This is a genomic window from Bradyrhizobium sp. USDA 3364 (assembly GCF_054056355.1).
In genome coordinates this window covers 7882554-7900913 of the sequence record NZ_JBSRYG010000002.1, presented here as the reverse complement: position 1 = coordinate 7900913, position 18360 = coordinate 7882554, and the positions used below count along the sequence as shown (strand labels likewise).

General features: G+C 61.1%; 10 protein-coding genes and 1 pseudogene. 7 read left to right on the top strand and 4 right to left on the bottom strand.

Features of this window, described 5'->3' with window-relative positions; genetic code table 11:
• Window positions 1-163: 163 nt before the first annotated feature.
• The 7 genes from ACVILL_RS37345 to ACVILL_RS37315 all read left to right on the top strand — a co-directional run bounded on the left by ACVILL_RS37345 (window position 164) and on the right by ACVILL_RS37315 (window position 10938).
• The gene (locus ACVILL_RS37345) at window positions 164-1909 is read left to right on the top strand and encodes a CocE/NonD family hydrolase (RefSeq protein WP_456733593.1); all 1746 of its coding nucleotides are present in this window, start codon (window positions 164-166) and stop codon (window positions 1907-1909) included.
• A 26-nt stretch (window positions 1910-1935) separates the two neighbouring features.
• On the top strand, window positions 1936-2724 hold the full coding sequence (locus tag ACVILL_RS37340) for an enoyl-CoA hydratase/isomerase family protein (protein ID WP_456734449.1): 789 nt from the start codon (window positions 1936-1938) through the stop codon (window positions 2722-2724).
• 57 nt (window positions 2725-2781) lie between these two features.
• Window positions 2782-4470, top strand: a complete 1689-nt coding sequence (locus ACVILL_RS37335; RefSeq protein ID WP_456733592.1) for an AMP-binding protein — start codon at window positions 2782-2784, stop codon at window positions 4468-4470.
• 315 nt (window positions 4471-4785) lie between these two features.
• Window positions 4786-5469 carry a TetR/AcrR family transcriptional regulator gene (locus ACVILL_RS37330; protein ID WP_456733591.1) on the top strand — a complete coding sequence of 228 codons (684 nt, stop codon included), beginning with the start codon at window positions 4786-4788 and terminating at the stop codon, window positions 5467-5469.
• An 894-nt stretch (window positions 5470-6363) separates the two neighbouring features.
• The gene (locus ACVILL_RS37325; protein ID WP_456733590.1) at window positions 6364-9666 is read left to right on the top strand and encodes a hypothetical protein; all 3303 of its coding nucleotides are present in this window, start codon (window positions 6364-6366) and stop codon (window positions 9664-9666) included.
• Window positions 9667-9898: 232 nt separating this feature from the next.
• Window positions 9899-10189, top strand: a complete 291-nt coding sequence (locus ACVILL_RS37320) for a helix-turn-helix domain-containing protein (protein ID WP_456733589.1) — start codon at window positions 9899-9901, stop codon at window positions 10187-10189.
• A 266-nt stretch (window positions 10190-10455) separates the two neighbouring features.
• The gene (locus ACVILL_RS37315; RefSeq protein WP_456733588.1) at window positions 10456-10938 is read left to right on the top strand and encodes a hypothetical protein; all 483 of its coding nucleotides are present in this window, start codon (window positions 10456-10458) and stop codon (window positions 10936-10938) included.
• Between the two features lie 1037 nt (window positions 10939-11975).
• On the opposite strand, the pseudogene ACVILL_RS37310 reads toward ACVILL_RS37315, so the two are convergent.
• The 4 genes and pseudogenes from ACVILL_RS37310 to ACVILL_RS37295 form a co-directional block, all read right to left on the bottom strand.
• Window positions 11976-13541 (bottom strand): annotated as a pseudogene (locus ACVILL_RS37310) (TraM recognition domain-containing protein); the annotation flags it as partial.
• Between the two features lie 448 nt (window positions 13542-13989).
• Complete coding sequence (locus ACVILL_RS37305) at window positions 13990-16446, bottom strand: hypothetical protein (protein ID WP_456733587.1); 2457 nt, start codon at window positions 16444-16446, stop codon at window positions 13990-13992.
• Between the two features lie 671 nt (window positions 16447-17117).
• Window positions 17118-17690 carry a hypothetical protein gene (locus ACVILL_RS37300; RefSeq protein WP_456733586.1) on the bottom strand — a complete coding sequence of 191 codons (573 nt, stop codon included), beginning with the start codon at window positions 17688-17690 and terminating at the stop codon, window positions 17118-17120.
• Window positions 17691-18087: 397 nt separating this feature from the next.
• The gene (locus tag ACVILL_RS37295; RefSeq protein ID WP_456733585.1) at window positions 18088-18339 is read right to left on the bottom strand and encodes a hypothetical protein; all 252 of its coding nucleotides are present in this window, start codon (window positions 18337-18339) and stop codon (window positions 18088-18090) included.
• Window positions 18340-18360: the final 21 nt, after the last annotated feature.

The window sequence follows — 18360 nt, the reverse complement described above, 5'->3', positions numbered from 1 at the left end:
GGTGAGAATTCGATTCCGAACGACCGCACGCGGTCGTGATCAATATTATACTTTACGCTCGTAAAGTAAAGTGCTATGAGTTCGGTTATGCGATGCCGCGGTTGCAAGCTGCGATCGCAAAATGTCGGCGGCCAGCGCCGCGAAAGCCGGGCGGAGACGAGCGATGATCGAGGAACGGGACATTTACGTCGCCATGCGGGACGGCACGCGGCTGGCCGTCGACGTCTACCGCCCGGATGCGCCGGGCAAATATCCCGTGCTGTACGCGTCGGCGCTGCACAACAAGGACATCCAGGGTCCCGACATCGCGGACATCCTGCCGCCGCAGCCGGCGCACGCGCCGCTCTGGTTCGGCCCGATCGAGGCGGGCGACACACGGCGCTTCATCGCCAACGGCTACATTCACGTGATTGCGCAGCCCCGGGGCTCCGCCAAGTCAGAAGGGCATTACGGCCACGAGGACACCGACCACTACGATCTGATCGAATGGATCACGCAGCAGCCGTGGTCGGATGGCAAGGTCGGAATGGTCGGTATCTCCGGATTTGCCGGCGAGCAATGGCGCGCCGCCGCGCAAGGACATCCGGCGCTGAAGGCGATTTTTCCCTATGATGCGTGCAGCGCCTACGGCGGCATGTTCGGATTCCGGGACTTCAATCCCGGCGGCGTCCTGCACGCCTTTCCCTATCTGCTCGACGTCTTCAGCACGGTGCACGAGTCGCGCGATCGGCCCGCAGAACTTCCCGCCGCGGAGGAGGAGCTCTGGCGCCGCGCAATGCGCAATCCCGACTACAAGCAGTACATCAACCTCTACAACGTCCTCACGCAAAAGGGTCAGCGCACGTTCATCATGTATCTCATGATGACGCATCCCTGGGAGCTCGACGGCACCGTCGAGCGCGCCGAAGAGACCTTCAAGAAAATCAAGATACCGTTCTATACCGGCTCGGGAGCCTACGCCTACACGTACAAGCTCCATTGGCTGGGCGCGCAGCACTACTTCGCCAACGTCGATGCGCCAAAGAAGCTGCTCTTCACCGGACCAGCCCACCTCGAGCGGCCCTTCCATCAATTCCACGACGAGATCATCCGCTGGTACGACCATTGGCTGAAGGGGGAAAACACCGGCATCATGGACGAGCCGCCGGTGCGCTATTGGCTGATGGGAGCCAATGCGTGGCGAACCGGAGCGGACTGGCCACTGCCGGAAACGCAATGGACGAAGTATTATCTTTCCCATTGGGAAGGGCTGTCGACCGAACCGCCGCGGCCTGCTTCGGAACTTGGCGCCGCGGCGCGCGAGTCCGATGTCTTCACGCAGATGCCGGTGACGCGGACGACGAAGGTCGAGCGCCTGCGCTATATGACCGATCCCCTGCCGCACGACGTCACCGTCGCCGGCCCGATCACGCTGACGCTGCACGCGGCGATCGATCAGGAAGACACCAACTGGATCATCGTGCTCAAGGACGTCGGGCCCGACGTCTCGGTCCGAACAGCACGTGAAGGAGAGCGCGACGTTCCGTCGACGCTGCCCGAACGCGAGCTGACGCGCGGCTGGCTGAAGGCATCGTATCGGGCGCTCGACGAGAAACGTTCGAAGCCCTGGGAGCCGTTCCACAAGCTGACGCAGGATGCGATCGCGCCGGTGACGCCGGGAGAAGTGGTCGAGTACCAGATCCAGATCCTCGCCACCGCGAACCAGTTCAAGGCGGGGCACCGGATCTGTCTCGACATCACGTCGCTGGATGTCCCGACCGGCACCGGCGCAATGACTAATGTCGAATACATCCCGTACCACGTTTGCAGCAGCAAGACCGTCACGCACCGGATCTATCGCGACGCGGACCGGCCGTCGCATCTGCTGTTGCCGATCATCCCGGAATCCGCTGGCCGACGTCCGGCCTGACGCTGGCACAAGGAGGAAGAATTACCATGACGACAGTCCGATTCGAACGAGACGGTGCCGTCGGAAATCTTGTGCTGGGCGATCCTCCCTTCAACCGGGTCGACTCGCGCTTCGCGGAAACCTTGCGAACCGCCGTGCACCAGGCCAGCCAGAGCGATATCCGCGTGCTCGTGATCCGTTCCGAGGGGCCGCATTTCAGCTTCGGCGGCGAAGTGCGGGAATGGCCGGGAAAAGACGTCAACTGGTTCAGGACGTTCGTGGCGGATGTGAACGCGTCGTATCGCGCAATCGAAATGCTGAAGATCCCGACAGTTGCCGTGGTGCAGGGTATCGCCTTCGGCGGCGGTTTCGAGCTTGCATTGGCCTGTGATTTTCTCGTCGCGGCCGATAACACGATCTTCCGTTGCGTGGAAGTAACGACGGCGATGCTTCCGATCGCCGGCGCCCTGCAGCGGATCGCGGAGCGCGCCGGTCGGGCGCGCGCGTCGCGATTTGCGATGCTGGGCGAACCAATATCAGGCCGCGAAGCAGGGGCACTCGGAATTGCGACCCACGTAGTGCCTGAACAAGAACTCGCAGCGACCGCGGCCGCGCTGACGCAGCAGCTCGCGATCGGGCCAACCCGCTCGTACGCCGCAACACGAACGCTGCTCAAGGCGTGGTCGAGCGGAGGGGTGGCTGCCGCCGACCTCATGATGCTCGATGTCGCCATGGAACTCTACGACGGCAGCGATGCGCAGCGCGGATTCGCGAATACGGCGGCGGCCTTCGACAAAGACATCGAACCCCCGGCGATGGTGTTCGAGGGGAAGTAAGAGGTCGGCGGCATGCAGCCCATGCCGGTCGATTATCAGTGACAGAGGCCATTGGAGGTGGTCGTGCAGCGCGAAAGTTATGTGCATGGCAATAGCGGCGCGCCCTTGATCGGGAAGACGATCGGCGCGCTCCTGGACGAAGTGGCCGCGATCGACGGCTCTCGCGAGGCGCTGGTTGTGACGCACCAGAACATTCGCTGGACCTATTCGGAGCTCAAGGCGCGCTCTGACGCATTCGCATCGGGGCTGCTGGCGCTCGGCCTCGAGCCGGGCGATCGCGTCGGCATCTGGGCCCCGAACTGCGCTGAATGGACCATCGCGCAGTTTGCGACGGCGAAAGCGGGCCTGATCCTGGTCAACGTCAATCCTGCCTATCGCCTGAGCGAACTGGAACACGACCTTCGAACCGTGGGATGCCGCGCGCTGATATCAGCCAACCGCTTCAAGACCAGCGACTATATCGCCATGTTTCGCGAACTGGTTCCGGAGCTGGGTAGCGGAAGCAGCGAACTCAAGAGTGTGCGGCTGCCGGAGCTGCGCTACGTCATCTCAATCGAAGGCAAGCACGACGGCCTCGTCGCGTTTGAGCGGATATTGGAGAACGGAAGGCAGGTCGGTAACGAGCGGCTCGGCTCGATATCGGGGACGATCCAGATCGACGATGCCGTCAATATCCAGTTTACGAGCGGTACCACGGGATTGCCGAAAGGTGCCACGCTTTCGCACCACAATCTGATCAACAACGGCTTCTTTGTCGGAGAAGCCACCGGAATCGAGCCTGGTTCCCGCGTCTGCATTCCGGTGCCGCTGTATCATTGTTTCGGCATGGTGATGGGAAACCTCGGTTGCGTGACCCATGCCGCAACAATGGTCTATCCATCCGAGGCCTTCGATCCGTTGCGGACGCTGGAGACCGTTGAAGCCGAACGCTGCGATGTACTCTACGGGGTACCCACGATGTTCATCGCCCAACTCAATCACGCCGAATTCTCGCGCTTCGATTTGAGTTCGTTACGGCGGGGCATCATGGCGGGAGCTCCATGCCCGATCGAGGTCATGAAGGAAGTCGCCTCAGTCATGCATATGGGCGAAATAACCATCGCGTATGGGATGACCGAAACCAGTCCCGTCAGTTTCCAGAGCAGCCGGGAGGATCCGCTCGAGCTGCGTGTCTCCACGGTCGGCAGGATCCAGCCGCATCTCGAGGTCAAGATTGTGGATCGAGACGGCCGGGTCGTTCCGCGCGGCGAAGCCGGCGAGCTCTGCACAAGAGGCTACTCGGTCATGCTTGGCTACTGGAATGATGAGGCGCGGACCAGGGACGCGATCGATACGGCCGGCTGGATGCATACCGGCGACCTGGCGACGATCGACAATGATGGCTATTGCCGCATCGTCGGCAGGATCAAGGACATGGTGATCCGCGGTGGCGAGAACATCTATCCGCGTGAAGTCGAGGAGTATCTGTATCAGCACCCGGACATCCAGGACGTCCAAGTGTTCGGCGTTCCCGACACGAAATACGGGGAAGAGCTCTGCGCGTGGATCGTTGCAAAGGCCGGCGTCACCCTCGATGAGGAGGGCGTCCGCAGGTTTTGCCAGGACCGAATTTCGCACTACAAGATCCCCCGCCACATCCGGTTCGTGGAGGGCTTCCCGTCCACGGTGACCGGCAAGGTCCAGAAGTTTGCGATGCGCGAGGCGATGATCGAGGAATTCGCCTGCGCGGCGAAGGCAGGCGCATGAGCCCGGCGAAAATGCCATCGAAGCCTTTCAGTACACGGCGTTGCCGGCGCGCGTCGTTTTCGGATTCGGCACTGTTGCGAAGATACCCGATGAGTTGGCTACGCTGGGTCGCAAGAGGGCGTTCGTGGTATCCGATCCGCATCACGCAATGGCGGCCGCCGCGCGCCTGATGGGCGCCCTCGGCAAATCCGGTGTTGGGCTTTCGACGGATGCATACGCCGGTAGCTCCAAGCCATCGATCACACGGCAGCCTCTGTTAGGCTCTTGAAGTGGCAATCTGGCGCTCGCTTGGGATCCATGTTAATCGATGGCCAAATGGCGAAGAAAACTGTCCGGCGAGAGCGCCCGCGCAAGAGGGCCGAGCAACAGCGGGCGCTCGAGACGCGAGCCTCGATCCTGGACGCTGCGATTGCTGAATTCGCGGCGCGCGGATTTGAAGGGGCAAGCATTCGCGAGATAGCAGATCGTCTCGGCCTGCAACATCCGCTGATCACATACCACTATCGCAGCAAGGATATTCTCTGGCGGGCCGCAGCCGAACATGCGTTCGCACAAATCAGGGCAGGGTGGGATAGTTCGGCGCCGGAAAACTCCGACCTTCCGCCGCTCGCCCGATTGCGCGAGGAGTACGCCACGCTGTTTCGCTACACGGTCGCATTCCCGGAGTTTCACCGGTTCATGCGTCAGGAATCGCTTTCGAACAATCCACGGCTGAAATGGGTTGCGGAAACGGTGCTGGCGCCGCTTCTGGAACGATTGATTCCGCAGATCGTTGCGGCCCAGAAGCAGGGGCTGCTTCCCGCGGCCGATCCGATTCTTTTTCATTATATGATGGTCAGCCTCACCGCCACGCTCTCCGGGTTCGGGCCTGAAATGCAGGTTACCAGCGGACTATCTAGCAAGGACACCAAGGTCGTGGAAGCGTATTGGCGCCTGGTTGACGAAACGGTCTTTGGAACACATGCGGGCGGCAAGTCTGCTCGGAAGCGAATGGATTAGTACCAGCCGTCAACGTCCAACCGTTGTCGCGAGAAGGTGCTCCAAACCGGTCGCCTGGCATGCTTCGTCAATCGTACAGGTGTGTCGCTGGGCAAACGGAAGCGAACTCCTCGAAGCGCTGGACCTTGGAAGGGACTGAGTAATTTGAGGCCGGATCATCCTTACGCGCGTTTTCCCATCGGCACCACCTTTCCATCACTCCGCGGCACCAGGGACACGACTGCCGCCCTTGCGAGGTCTTCCAAAGCGGTCGCAATGTATTTCGCGTAGTGCCGCGCGGATCTCCCCGCGATCGCGGCGCTACGTGTTGCATCCGGGAGCCTCACAGGCCGCACGGCATCGTTCGGGCGGCTTGACGCCGGACCGCTGGCGCGACGCCCGGTCTTCTGTTCGGGTTTCCCCCACAACCGGTCGACGAAGGTGCCGGACGGATCGTTTGGCGTGACCGGCATCGGCTGCCACGGCCTGGCACAGTTCACGGATCGCAATCCATTACCATGCACTCACATGGGGGCAGAAGGCGTAAGGCGCTCAAGAGCGAGCCAGCCTGGGCCCTTGGAGGCAAAACGAGCGATAGCCGGAGCTGCAGAGTTTGCAAGACGCTGCCTGGCATGCTCGATCTCTACAAAAGGCGTGCAGCTCCAGCCTAAGCGCTGCTCGACCACTACTGGCGCCAGGCCCATTTGCGTCGCCCAAATCTGGATAGGCGAGCGCTGCACAACTCAGGTGAAACGGCCTGCGCCGGCGCCGCGCCTCCGGCCAGTCCACTGCCTATTCCTGGCGATCGTTCCTTGGGCTTCGCGCCGTGACGATTCACCCCGAAATCTGGCGATAACTCCCTTGCTTGCCGGTTTCCGATTGCCGGGGGCAAGCGATACTATAAATTTCCGCGTCATGAACAAGGGAAGAACGCGCGCGGGAAAGCCAGCCTACAGCCCTTCGGCATTTTTGAGGGCAAGACGCCCGGAGCAGTTTTCCGATTCGCGCGAGGCAGATGCATCACCTCTCGACCGAAGCCTTTTTGAATACCAGCTCGAAACACTTACGAGCAGAAGCGACGAAAAGCCATTCGAGATTTTCTGCCGCCGATTGGCGCAAAAGGAGATCTGTCCCAACCTCATTCCGCAAACCGGGCCAACCGGTGGTGGCGACAGTAAAGTGGACACTGAGACCTATCCTGTGGCGTCAGAAGTTGCCGACCGCTGGTACGAGGCCAATCCGAATGCAGGTTCGGAACGATGGGCGTTTGCCGTTAGCGCAAAAAAGGACTGGCGGACCAAGGTACGCTCCGACGTAAAGAAGATAGCCGAGACGAAGCGCGGCTATTCCTTAATTTACTTCCTTTCCAACCAGTTCATCAAGGACCGGGATCGCGCCGATACCGAAGACGAGCTCACCAGGTCGTTTGGCATTGCCGTTCGGATATTGGATCGGGGTTGGATTGTCGAAAGAGTATTCGATCGAAAGCATTTTAAGCTGGCGATTGATTCTCTCAACATCAGCGTTTCGTCTCCCAAAGAAAGAGTAACGGGACCGCGCGATGCGCAGAAGCGGGCAGATCTTGATGAACTGGAGCGGAAGATTGCTGACCAGGATCGCTACTCCGGCGATGAGTACCAACTGGCGGAAGACTGCCTCGACGTCGCCATTCTCGGGCGCGAGCTGGAGCTGAGCCGCACCGAAGTCGAGGGCCTGTTTGACCGCGCTAACCGGATCGCGCTGAAGGTTGGCTCCTCTCAACAGCTACTTCGCATCCGGTATCAACGCGCCTGGACGGCTTGCTTCTGGTTCGACGACTTCGAAACGGTGAACGAACTTTACAATGGAATCGAGGAGCTGGCTCTCGAGAGTGAGCAAGCCGATGATCTGGAATGGCTTTCAAATGCATGGAATAACCTTCTAACCGGCGTGCGGGTTGGCGCATTGGAAGCCGGGGCGGCCAAACTTCAGGAGCGAACGGAGCGCTTGCAGTCCCGCCTGGTTGAGTTGTCCGAACAGCCGGACCGGCCAAACAACGCGGCGTTAGCCAGAACGGTATGGTGCACGACACGCCTCGCCGTGGAAGGCGGCAATGCTGGTGCTGTAAGCGAAGTGCTGACCGAGCTCGCCAAGATCTTTCGCGAAGCCGAGTACATGGGCGGTTATCCGTTTGACCGAGTTTCCCGACTGTTCGAGGAGTTTGGACAGGCGTTCGGATCGAATCCCGCCTATGACGAAGCTTTCGAAACCCTGTTGCCGATACTTGAACGCCGCCGAAGCGAGGCCGCTGCAGGATTGGCGTTGTTGACGCGTGGACGTCAAAAACTGGAGGCGGATGATAATTATGATGCAATCCGCCTGTTAGGGCGTGCCCAAACAAAGCTGATCAAATACGAGCATCGGCGTGATCTCGTGCACTGCCTGATGATCTGCGCGTTGGCATATCAAAAAATCGGCCTGCTATGGGCCGCTCACTCTATTTTCCTGGCTGCCGCCTCCCATGCGCTTTCCGAGTTTGTCCGCGATGGACATATCGGGCTTGCGGCCCTTCGCGCCATTCAACAACTCGTGTGGATCGAATTGCAGCTGGGCCGTTTGCCTCATGTTCTCAACTACGTGAATTTCGAGCGAATGCTGGCTGACTTCTTCCAGTTGGACGATGATCAAGAAGAGGCGTTCACAGGGCAGTTTCAGGCACAAGATCGCCTGCTCGCGGCACTCTTGCTTCGTTCGTCCATGCCGCAGCTCGCCGCGATGGATCGGCTGCCGAAGACCTTGGAAAAAATGGGGCTGTTCGGCTCGGCAATGGTTCTCCTCTACTTGCTTGGTCACCGTGAGACGTTGCTCGCAGAGGGATATGTGAATGAGGAGGTGTCCGAGGCTGAGCTGAACGAAACGATTGGGCATCTCTCGCAAATGCCTGACAACGAGCATCTGCCTTCAAAGGTCGAGCTCTTTGACGGCGCGATCGTTCTACTGTGGTCTTCTGTCCTGGGATGCCAATGGACGGTAACCGTGGACTCGACCGAGACAGGGATTCGGATTGGCGAGGCATTTCTTGGTTTCATTGAGATGTTCTTCGCGACGAGTCTCGACTATGACGCGATTCCGCATCGTCAGCGTATCGACATCCGGATAGCGGCAAAGGAGATTGGCGATGGCCCCGAATTCCAGATCGCCGTCGATGATCCCGAGTTTCTGGCGCGGATCGATTATTCCACCAAGTATGATTCATCGCGCGAGCTTGTCGAGCGAAAGCTCCGTGACTTCCTGAGGGATACGCTTGCTGTTCTGATACCGCGCATATTGTACGTGCCCGATCTGGAGAAGTATTTTGAGCGCATAGCGATGACGGAAGAAGGGTTTGGCCGCTCGCTTGCCTTTGCTGACGTATTCACCAGCGCGAGCAATGTTGTCGGCGCGACCCCCTTCTATGATCTGTCTTCCTGGCTTGACGAGCAGCATCGGTTCGCGTTGAAGCGCACCTTGATGCCTGCATTCGAACCGGAGACCGAGCTGGCCGTAGAGCCCGGTGAAATAGGCTATGGGGAAGGCGAGCCTCCTCCCGAATTGCGTCGTACCGATCGCCTGAAGCATGGACAGCGCCGGGTGCTTTCGGTGATCGATATGGCGCTGTGGGAAGCGGCAAAATGGCGAGGTATGGCGGTCAGCCTGCATCAAGACTTCCCGCCGGGCTTGATGCTTTTGTTTGAGAACGAAAAGCCCGCGAGACAGATATTCGAGACCTGGCGGAAGGAGTTTGGCCGGAAAGACGAGCAGGGGATTTTGCGCATCAGTCTGGTAACCGGGGTCGATCGCCACAAGCTGTCGTCGTACTCGATTGTTGTCAGCACGAACGTCGAGAACGTGATGAAAGATCCTCAGCCCTTTGAACAGGCGGTTGTCGTCTCTCGTGCGAAACGCATGGATCCGGCGGACCCAAGGGTCTTGGAAATGTTTCTAGCAGCCTACCGGACCTATCATTGCTATTTTGTCGCTCCCGCGATCCTGAGTGGCGAGGGTCGGTCTCCCGAAGTCATCCGTGACCTGCCGCTCTTCAAGGACGATTTGAGCGTGCGCGAGGCTTGGCGTATCGGCGCACATGATCCGGATTTCATTGCGCTATACCCGGACGACGATCCCGTCATTCCCGAGGGGGTGACAGACCCTCCCGTCCGCCGAGCTCTTGAGCGCCATCGTCAGCGTGCGCAACGGTAAGGCAGCGATCCGGCTGCCTGCATCGAGGTATCGGGCTGGCGTCAATGTGACTTGTTGGCGAACGCCACGAGGGTCCGCCGGGGCTTTCCGATGCAAGCAGGCTGTCGTGACCCGAATGATATGGTGGCCTTGCGGGAGGCCGCCAATCCCCTATGCGCCCTTACACGCTCTAACGTGTTTTAAACGCTAAAGCGTGTGGCGTGTCGAGGCGACAAATGCATCATCCTGTTGGATGAGGCGGCGTCATCCGATCCACCTGAAGCGACAGCTTGCCCGCAACCTGCGCCGGTTGCGGCTCGCGCGATCGTGGTCGCAGGATGACCTGGCGGCAGAGGCGAACGTGCGGCAGGCGCTGGTCAGCGCCATCGAGGTCGCGACTGCCAACCCGACGCTGGAATCGCTGGACAAGGTTGCGGCGGCGCTGGGCGTCGACGTGGCGGAACTGGTGGCGGTGCCGGCCGCGGAGCCGCGATCGCCGACCCAGAGGCAGCCACGACGGCGGCCGGTCCGCCGGGGCCGCTGACACGGCCGACCCGCAATGCGTCCGATCGAGCAGATGCGACTCCGATTATCGTGTGGTCGGCGCCGCGCTATCCATGCCTCGTGATCGTTCGGCCGCTGCGCATTGCAAAGAAACCTGTGCAACAGCCCGCCGTAGGGAAGCTAACTGGCGTTAGCTTCCCTACGGCGTTTGAGACTTGCTGGTGCAGCAAATATTGTCGGATCCAGGAACGTCGCGGGGACCGCCTTGAAGCGAACCGCGGCTGCAGCAAGAACCAGGAGTGAGCGATGGTGACCGGGACGTTGACGCCAGACGATGTTCGAGCGTTGCTCGAAAGATTCTCCGCCGCAATCGAGCTCGACCAAAATCACGTCGACGGGCTGCCGCCGGACAGCTTTAGCGTGGCCTATGACGAGGGCATGTGGCGCCAATGGCGGCACGATCACCGCGTCTATGTCGCGATGCTGCTGTCGACCACGGATGCGATCCCGCCGGTGATGCTGTGGCGGTTGACCGGAATTGCGGTCGGTTACGAGCCGGCGCTGGTCGGAAACATTATCGTGGACCTGTTCGCCGAGGTCGTGAGCGGCTGCAGCGCGGAGGATTTTTCCACGGCAGAGCGCTTCTTTGGCGGCTTGATCGCGGAGATGAGCGGACAGCGCAGGGGCAGGTCCTGTCACGGCGGCGCGCGAGCGTCACTGCTGCGGTGGTTGCCGGCGGCCGATCCGCTGCGGATCGCCCAGGATCCGGAGTGCGGTTATGGGCTGTGATGGCTGAGGTCACCGCGCCAGCCATCGCCATCCGGCGATCCGGCTGATCGCGCGCCCTGGCGAAGTTGCCAGCGCGAACTCATGTGAGCTGCGGCCTTAGGTGCCGATCCGGCTGGCCAGGCTGCGCGCGCAGCTGTGTCGCACCGGCGTTCGCCGGCACCCGCCCTGGTAGAACGGCGGCTTTTTGGGCCGGGACGGCAAGTCCTTGAAGAAAGATCGAATCCTTGTCGGCCAAAACATCCGCCTCGGTGTGCGACGCCGTGTCGGCGTCCGCGCGGTCGCCGGCAGCGGGGCCAGTGCCCGGCGTGCGGCCTGTGCACTGGCCGGGCTGCCAATCCTTGGGGCGGCGCGTGGTGCGGCTGCGAAGCTGCGACCGCACGTCGTGTCGGCGGCAAGGATTCGAAGGCAGCCCGCGGCGGCGCCGGTTGTGCTGCGGCGGCGGGGAAGCTCGGCCGGCTCCGAGGCCCTCGCGCCGGCGCGCTGGTGGTGGCGCGACGCGCGGGCGATGCGCGCCACGACATCGCGTTCCGGGAGCTGCGCGGCGCGTGCCGGCGTGCCCCGGAGCCATTGCGGCGCGGCCGGGCCGGCGTCGCTGCCGGCACGATTTTTCGAGAACAGCAAATGTCAGAGGTCGATCACAAATGCGTGAGAAGGCTGAATCCGGCCCGGATCGGGACGCGGGCGAGCGTTTGGCCTCGCTCGCAAGGCGAGGCCATCCGAATCGATCGGGTGGGCGTTGCTGCGCCGCGCGGTCGGGTGGGCGCTGCGGCCAGACGTGAGTTGAGGCGCGTATTCGATGGCGCCGGGATTGGCGTGCGATCGCAGGCGTGGCCGGGCAGGGGCGCCAGACCGAGCCTGGCCGGCGTTGCGTTCGCTGTAGCGCGCGATCGTCCGCAGCCGAGCCGTGCGACGCGCGCCGGCCATCGACGGGTATGGCCGGGCGCGCAGCAGCTCGCCCGGACTTGGCCGACATGACGGTGCGTCAGGCGGTTGGGGGAGAAGGACCGTGCAGCAAAGCGCGCCCGGCCAATTCTCGTCTATCGCTCTTCTTGCAGCAGCTCGGCCAGGAAGGAGGCGGTGGCGTCCTGGGCATTGCCGGACCGGACCGCGGTCTCGAGGTCCGGGATTGGTTCGCGCGGTGCCGCGGCGGGCCGGGTTGCGCGCTCGGTCCACTGCGTCGCGCGCGCCGAGGCGACGTCGGCGCGTTCGATCTCGGCCGGATCCACGGTCTGGGCCCGTGGAGGCGGCGGCGCATCGTCCTCCTCGTCGAAGATCACCGCCTTCTCGATCGCGGCGTCGACGGCGTCTGCGCCCGGTTCGTCGTCGAAGTTCAGGGCTGCCAGGAACCGCAGGGTGGCGTCGTTGCTCTGCAGCTTCTTGGCCATCTTGAAGGTGTCGCGGCCGTCGACGGTGACGCCGTGGTCCACCTTCCGCATGGCCGACGGCGCCTCCGAGCGTTGCGCGGCGATGCGTTTTGGGTCGCTCGGCAGGGACAAATCGGCGCCGGGCTGATCGAAGGCGTCGGCGAACGGCACAATCTCGTCGAAATCGGGCTCGGTCTCGAATTCCAGATCCTCGGCCGGCGGCAGCTCGTCGTCGAGGGGCGGCGGCGGTATCGGGCGGTCCGGCGTATGACGGCTTGCCGCGGCGAGGGGCGCGCCATCCGGCGCGCCGAACGCGGCTGCCGTGGGGCGGCCGCGCGCGGCGCGCAGCGCTGGCGATACCATGCCCGGCACTTCCGAGGGAACCCGCCCCTGGCCTGATCGGGCGGTCGCCGTCAGGCCGCTGGAGAGCGGCACCTCGGGCAGGCCCTCGATGCGGCGGACGTCCCTGGTAAAGACGTTGGCGTCGTTGATCTGGGCGAGCGTAATGGCGGCGAGCGCCGCGCAGGAGGCGGTGAGATAATCGCCCTGCGGGCCGGTCTTCTTGTTGGCGCGCAGGAAGGCGACCGCGGCGCAGGCGATCTCGGACTTCATCTTGGCAGGATCGCGCTGCTGGGTGACGGCCTGCGCGATCTCGGCGCGCGCGGCCCTGGCGCGCTCCTCGACGATGCGAGCGAACTGGATGTCCGCCAGCTTCTCGGCGATCAAGGGTAGCGTCTCTTCCTTCTTGACGTCGGCGGGGTTCGGCCGGGCGACGGAGATGAAGTGGTTCACCCGCAGCTCGAGGCTCGCGAGATTGTCGTACTCGCCCTCCGGGAAGGCGTGAAAGGTCTTCACCTTGAAATACTGGTCGTGCCAGGTGACGTAGGCCTCGCCGACGCCGAGCGCGCGGAGGTCGAGCGCGTTGATGCGGCTGACCTTCTCGATCCGCGCCTCCATGCCGTCGAGGTAGCTGGTGTTGAACTCGCCGGCCTTGCCGGAGAAGCCGCCGGTCTGGGCTTTCAGGCCTTCGCCACCGGAATCGATCGCCAGCTTGGCGGTGGCCTCCAGTTCCTCCACCCGCATGAAGATTTTTGTCGTCGTATTGGCGATGATCGATTTTGCCTCTTTGTCGTTCTCCCGCAGCATTGCAGGTATATCTTGAGTAGCGAATACTAGACTAAACCCAAGAGAGCGGCCCTGAGCGGCCATGATTGCCATCCCATTGACGCAATAGTAGCCGACCTCATCTAACTCTACCTGTGATAGACTTTGTTTTACTGCAAGTCAGATTGCGTTTTGTGATGGCTGGGAATCCGTGGGACACGACAAATTCAGCGCGCGGCCTCGTCTGGCCTCAACCGAGCGAAGTACACTCCGGCCTCGCTTCGGATCTGCTGAATCCTTCGTTCACCTGCGACGATACGAGAGCGGCTTTGTCATTCGGTGGTGGTTCTGCCGCGATCACGGACGCCCCAAGCGGCCGGTCAGAGGGCGTTGCAACTGATCGGCCAAACATGGATGCAACCCGCGCAGGGTGCTTGCTGGCTGCCGGGGAGCCTACGAAACTTGTTCGCCTTGCATGATGATCTGGACCGCTGAACAAGGCTGCCATCTAAGCAGAGACTGGTGGACGGTTGTTACCGCCCACCCGCCGTTCACGTCAGTCAAAGAGAGCCGCACCTCATCTTCAAGTTGACGCTACCTCCTCGACCGCCGGGATATCCCGCTCGATCAGCTGCGTGATCGTCGGGCTGGCCGAGACCGGCAGGATGTCACCGAATTTGGGCCATATCGACCTATCTGGTTCGGGAGCCAACACATCGCGCATGAGCTTGGCTCTCTTCTCCGCATCCACGAAAACCTTACGGTAATGCTTCTCCGTGATCTTCTCGCTGTCGTGGATCGCGAGCGCAGCTTCCGCCAGGCTTCCCTTCTTGTAGTAAACCGCGGTTGCCACAATGTGGCGCATTGCCTGCGAGCCGAACGGTTTCACTCCTTGCAATCCCGTTCCACGGCCCTGGTTCTCCGCGATATAGTTCTCCGTGAATGCGCGAAACAGGATCCCAAACGTGCCTGGGCCGACATGGCCTTCGTTATGGCGGGTCACATAGAAGGCGTTGCTGTGCACGCCGTCGAGGATCCCAGCGCGGGCATGATGGACGTACGTCTCAAGATCGGTGTAGAGGCCCCACTCATCTAGAAGCTTGGCCATGTAGAAGCCACCAACGGTCAAATTCTTAAAGGCTTCGGACTTCTCGTTCTTGAACAGGTCCGCCGGGACTTTGATCCACCACGTTCCCCTCTCTTGAAAGACCATCCCGGTGTTGTTGGGGTGATATGTCAGCCCACAGAACGTTTTCCGCCGAAGCGGTACCTGGGCGTGCAACTTGACCGCGACCGCCTCGCGGATGGCGGTGAACCAGTGAGACGAACCTGGCCTCAATTCCAAGATTTTCTGGTTAAGGCGCGAAACGCCAAACTCGATTGCCATCAACGGGTTTTCGAAGCGGAGGATCGGAAGTATTCGGCTCACACTATCGGGCGCCGTCATGTGCTTACGCATTTTTCGGCGAAGAGTGCGGTATTGCGCCGTGGTTGCATCGAGCTGCTTCGCCCAATTGCAGCTCGCGTCCGAGATTTCCGCTTCTGTCAGAACCGGCCGGATATCGTCCCGCTTACCCTTCCCATATGCGATCTGGTCCGCGACGCGGGGGACGTCGATCGGCGCAAGCTTCTCCAGAAGTGCGCGGCCGCCGCGCAACCAACCTGGACTCTCATCGACATCAGCGGTTGGATGGTCCCTGTATTCGACCCCAAGCTCTCGCCTCGTCAGGCTGGCAGCGAAGATGTACCACTCGGCCGTCGACGCGGCCCAGCGTCGCTCCATACCAACCGACTGCTTTCTATCCATCAGGTACAAGTCATACTCGTGGAGAATTTGACTGAAGGCCAGATAGCCAATCGATAGATTCTCCAGCGGAACCCCCAAGGAATGATGCATCCATCCGAAAAATAGGCGGAATCTGCGGTGGTAAATGTTCTCGGTATCACCGTTCCATGCCTTGGTTAGAGTTGGGACATCGTCTCGAACGATCACGATCGATCGCGATTCGACCAGTTCGTCGAACTCCTGCTTCACCAGGGGTGGCAGATCCTTGAGACCGTACGGCATCTCCAGCCGCAATCTTGTGCGCTTCTGGTCGATCGTATTCTTCGCCGAATGGAAGATTGCGAGCTTCTTGGCCATCAACGCGTGTAGCTCTTCGTCGCTGAGCTGAGCGAGATTGAGATCTTGCTCAAACAGGCGCCTGAACCGCTTCTGCTGTCCTGGAGGCAACAATCGGATTTCCTCGGGCAGGAAACGCTGTTTGACGTTTGCCGATCCGCTGCGATTTGAGCGGTAGACGCTGGACAGATATCCTTCCGCGCACCCAAGTACTTCTTCAATCTCGTCTATTTTGCTCTTGAAGCTGAGAGTCGGGGCTTTGAGGCCCGAACCCCAGTTGATGACCGTCTGCATCGCGGTGGCGGTGGTCCGAGCTACTGCAGAAAGAGAAAATCCGACTAGGGCCGATTCCAGTCTAAGCCGGCCATGGAATGTGTGCAGTTCGAGTTCACCCTTGGTCGCACGCACCACGATGTCCCTGATCTCGACAAGTAGCGCCGCCTCCTTTGCGGAATAAGTCTGCTGCTGCAGCGCCTCGGAAATCGCTGTGAAACTGTCGTCCAGCTTGCCATTCGGACGGTTCCGCGCGATTTTCTCAATGAGGTTCTTCACCTCGTTATACTTCGCTTGGCGCGTGACCCGGGCGGCTTCGCAGTCCGCCTGAATGACCGCCACCGCGATGTTGATGGCCTCCTCCAGAGTGTAGCTCGGACGTACTCTCTCCTTCCGACGAATGTTGATCGGAACGCCGCTCTCCGCTGCGTCTTTGATCAGTTTGCGGCATTGAGACGTGCTCCGGACGAGCGCGAAAAGCGAGACACCGGACTCTTTGGCAACCAGAGGATATGAAATCTCGAATGGTCGGGATGGCATCGCGGGAAGGCCACGGCCGTCGCTCATGATGGCGGCAAGATACGCGTCGATCTCTGCGATGTTGGCCTGGTGCGCTTTCGTCGTATCACCGTTGGGTTTGGACATTTGAAACTCCTTGCACTTGCGCTTTGCTGTTGACGTCAGGGCCGCCTGCGCAGAGCGACACTCGCTTTTTGATTCCGTATCTCGCGTCGAAGAGTCAATCTGCGGTCACGCCGTGCCGAGAGCGGTTCGCTCGCTGCGACTCATCTCAAGACCGGTCGACATGTCCTCATCTTCCTGTGCGCAAACTTGACGATGCCGAGCGTATGGCACGCCGGATGATCCGGAGATTGGCCCCGTGACCAGCCGGCGCAGCGTGGTGGATTTTGCCAGCGCAAGTGACTCGTCCGACTTGTGCCGCGAAGGATACGGCCTGCGCTCAATCCTTGCTGACGGTGGATTGCTCGTCGTCGCTCTCTCTCCGATGTTTTGCAAAGAGAAGTTCGTCGACGCAGCGTGCGCGAGCACTTGGATGAGTCCTATGTCTCTCGAGCCGCTGACCAAGGATTGGATTGCGGGGTCGGATCGACGCGCCGGTCCGCGCACAGACGCATTGCGCGTCCAATGCGGCGAGTCTCGTTCAACGTTGCGATTTCATCGACAGGTTGTGCAGTCGGACGTGTAGGATTCGAGAACCTTGATCACTCGGCGGCCGGAGCAGCCGGCTTTCGCCGGCTCTCCCCTCGCCACGCCGGACCTTGCCCTACCTCGCCGGACCACGCCCCGCCACGAACCTAGTCCAGACACTCGACCCGGAAGCGGCCAAACTTCGGCCTCCAGTCGCCAATGCCACGGGCAGAACCGCTCTCCGCGAAAATGTCTGCGATCATTGGCGGGCTCAGGAGGCTCGGCAGGTACGACGCTTTGAAATCGACGTTCCATGTATCAAACCGTGGCCGCGTCCGCATAGTTCGCGCGGTGCCGATACGAACCGGAACGCGCAGGCGAAAGCGTTCTTGTTCCCACAACTCGTCAATATCTTGCGGCCCGTCATAGAACAGCCGGGTGGGGCTATCGACCTCGATGCCCGCAGCCGCCTGCTTTCCGCGCCGCATACTTCTTGCTCCCGCGATGAACGCGGCCTCAATCGCGTCGGCCGGAATGCATGGCACACCCTGGTCAAGCCACAGTGCGCCGAACCATTCGATTCGGGCAATCTCTCGATGGTCAGATGCGGTTTTCAGGCGCTTGCCAGTAATCTTCGCGAGCTCGCGTGAGATCGGATCCAGCGGGTCGGAGAGGCGGGCTGAATGCATGAGCAGCGGGCGAACGCCGATCAAGCGCAAGGAAACAGACTCGGTGATCATGGATCTCTCCATATTTGTCAGTTGGTTTCCGGATCGGACGGGCGAGCGGGCGGATCACATCCGCTCGTCGCGGGACGCGAGCGGAGTATCGCCGCTCGCGTAATAGCGCCGTTACGCCGAGATGGCAGTCGGCGCATAAGGTCGTCAGATCGTCTGCAAGCTCGGAGCCGAGCCTTTCGTAAGTACGATGGTGGACCTGTAGCCGCAGCTCATCGCCGCTCGCATTGCAGATACGACAGCGGTTACCCGATGCTTTCAACTCGGCGAGCCGAGCGGGGTTGCTACGCCAGGCGTTGCTGGTGATGTACTTGACGTAATCCATGTCGTTTGGCTTCATCCCAAGCGAGGAAGGGTCGACATCGACCGTGGCCGATGTCGCGCTTCAAGGCCTGGTCGATCACGCACTGTCCATCTCTGTGAGGATGCGTGCGATGAGCTTCCAGACGCTTTGGCGTCGCGCGTGATGGCGGACGATAAAGTCGCGAGTTCGGGGTGGGGTTTCCGCCAGGGGATTATCACTCTCCGTGACGCTCACTGAATAATCGCTGATGTCGGCAAGATTGCTGATATTGCCGATGATCATCGACCCGATCGTACGTCGCGACTCTTCCGCGCCGGCTGGCAAAATCTCGATGGTCACTCTGAGCATGTGCTGGATCTCCACTGCTGA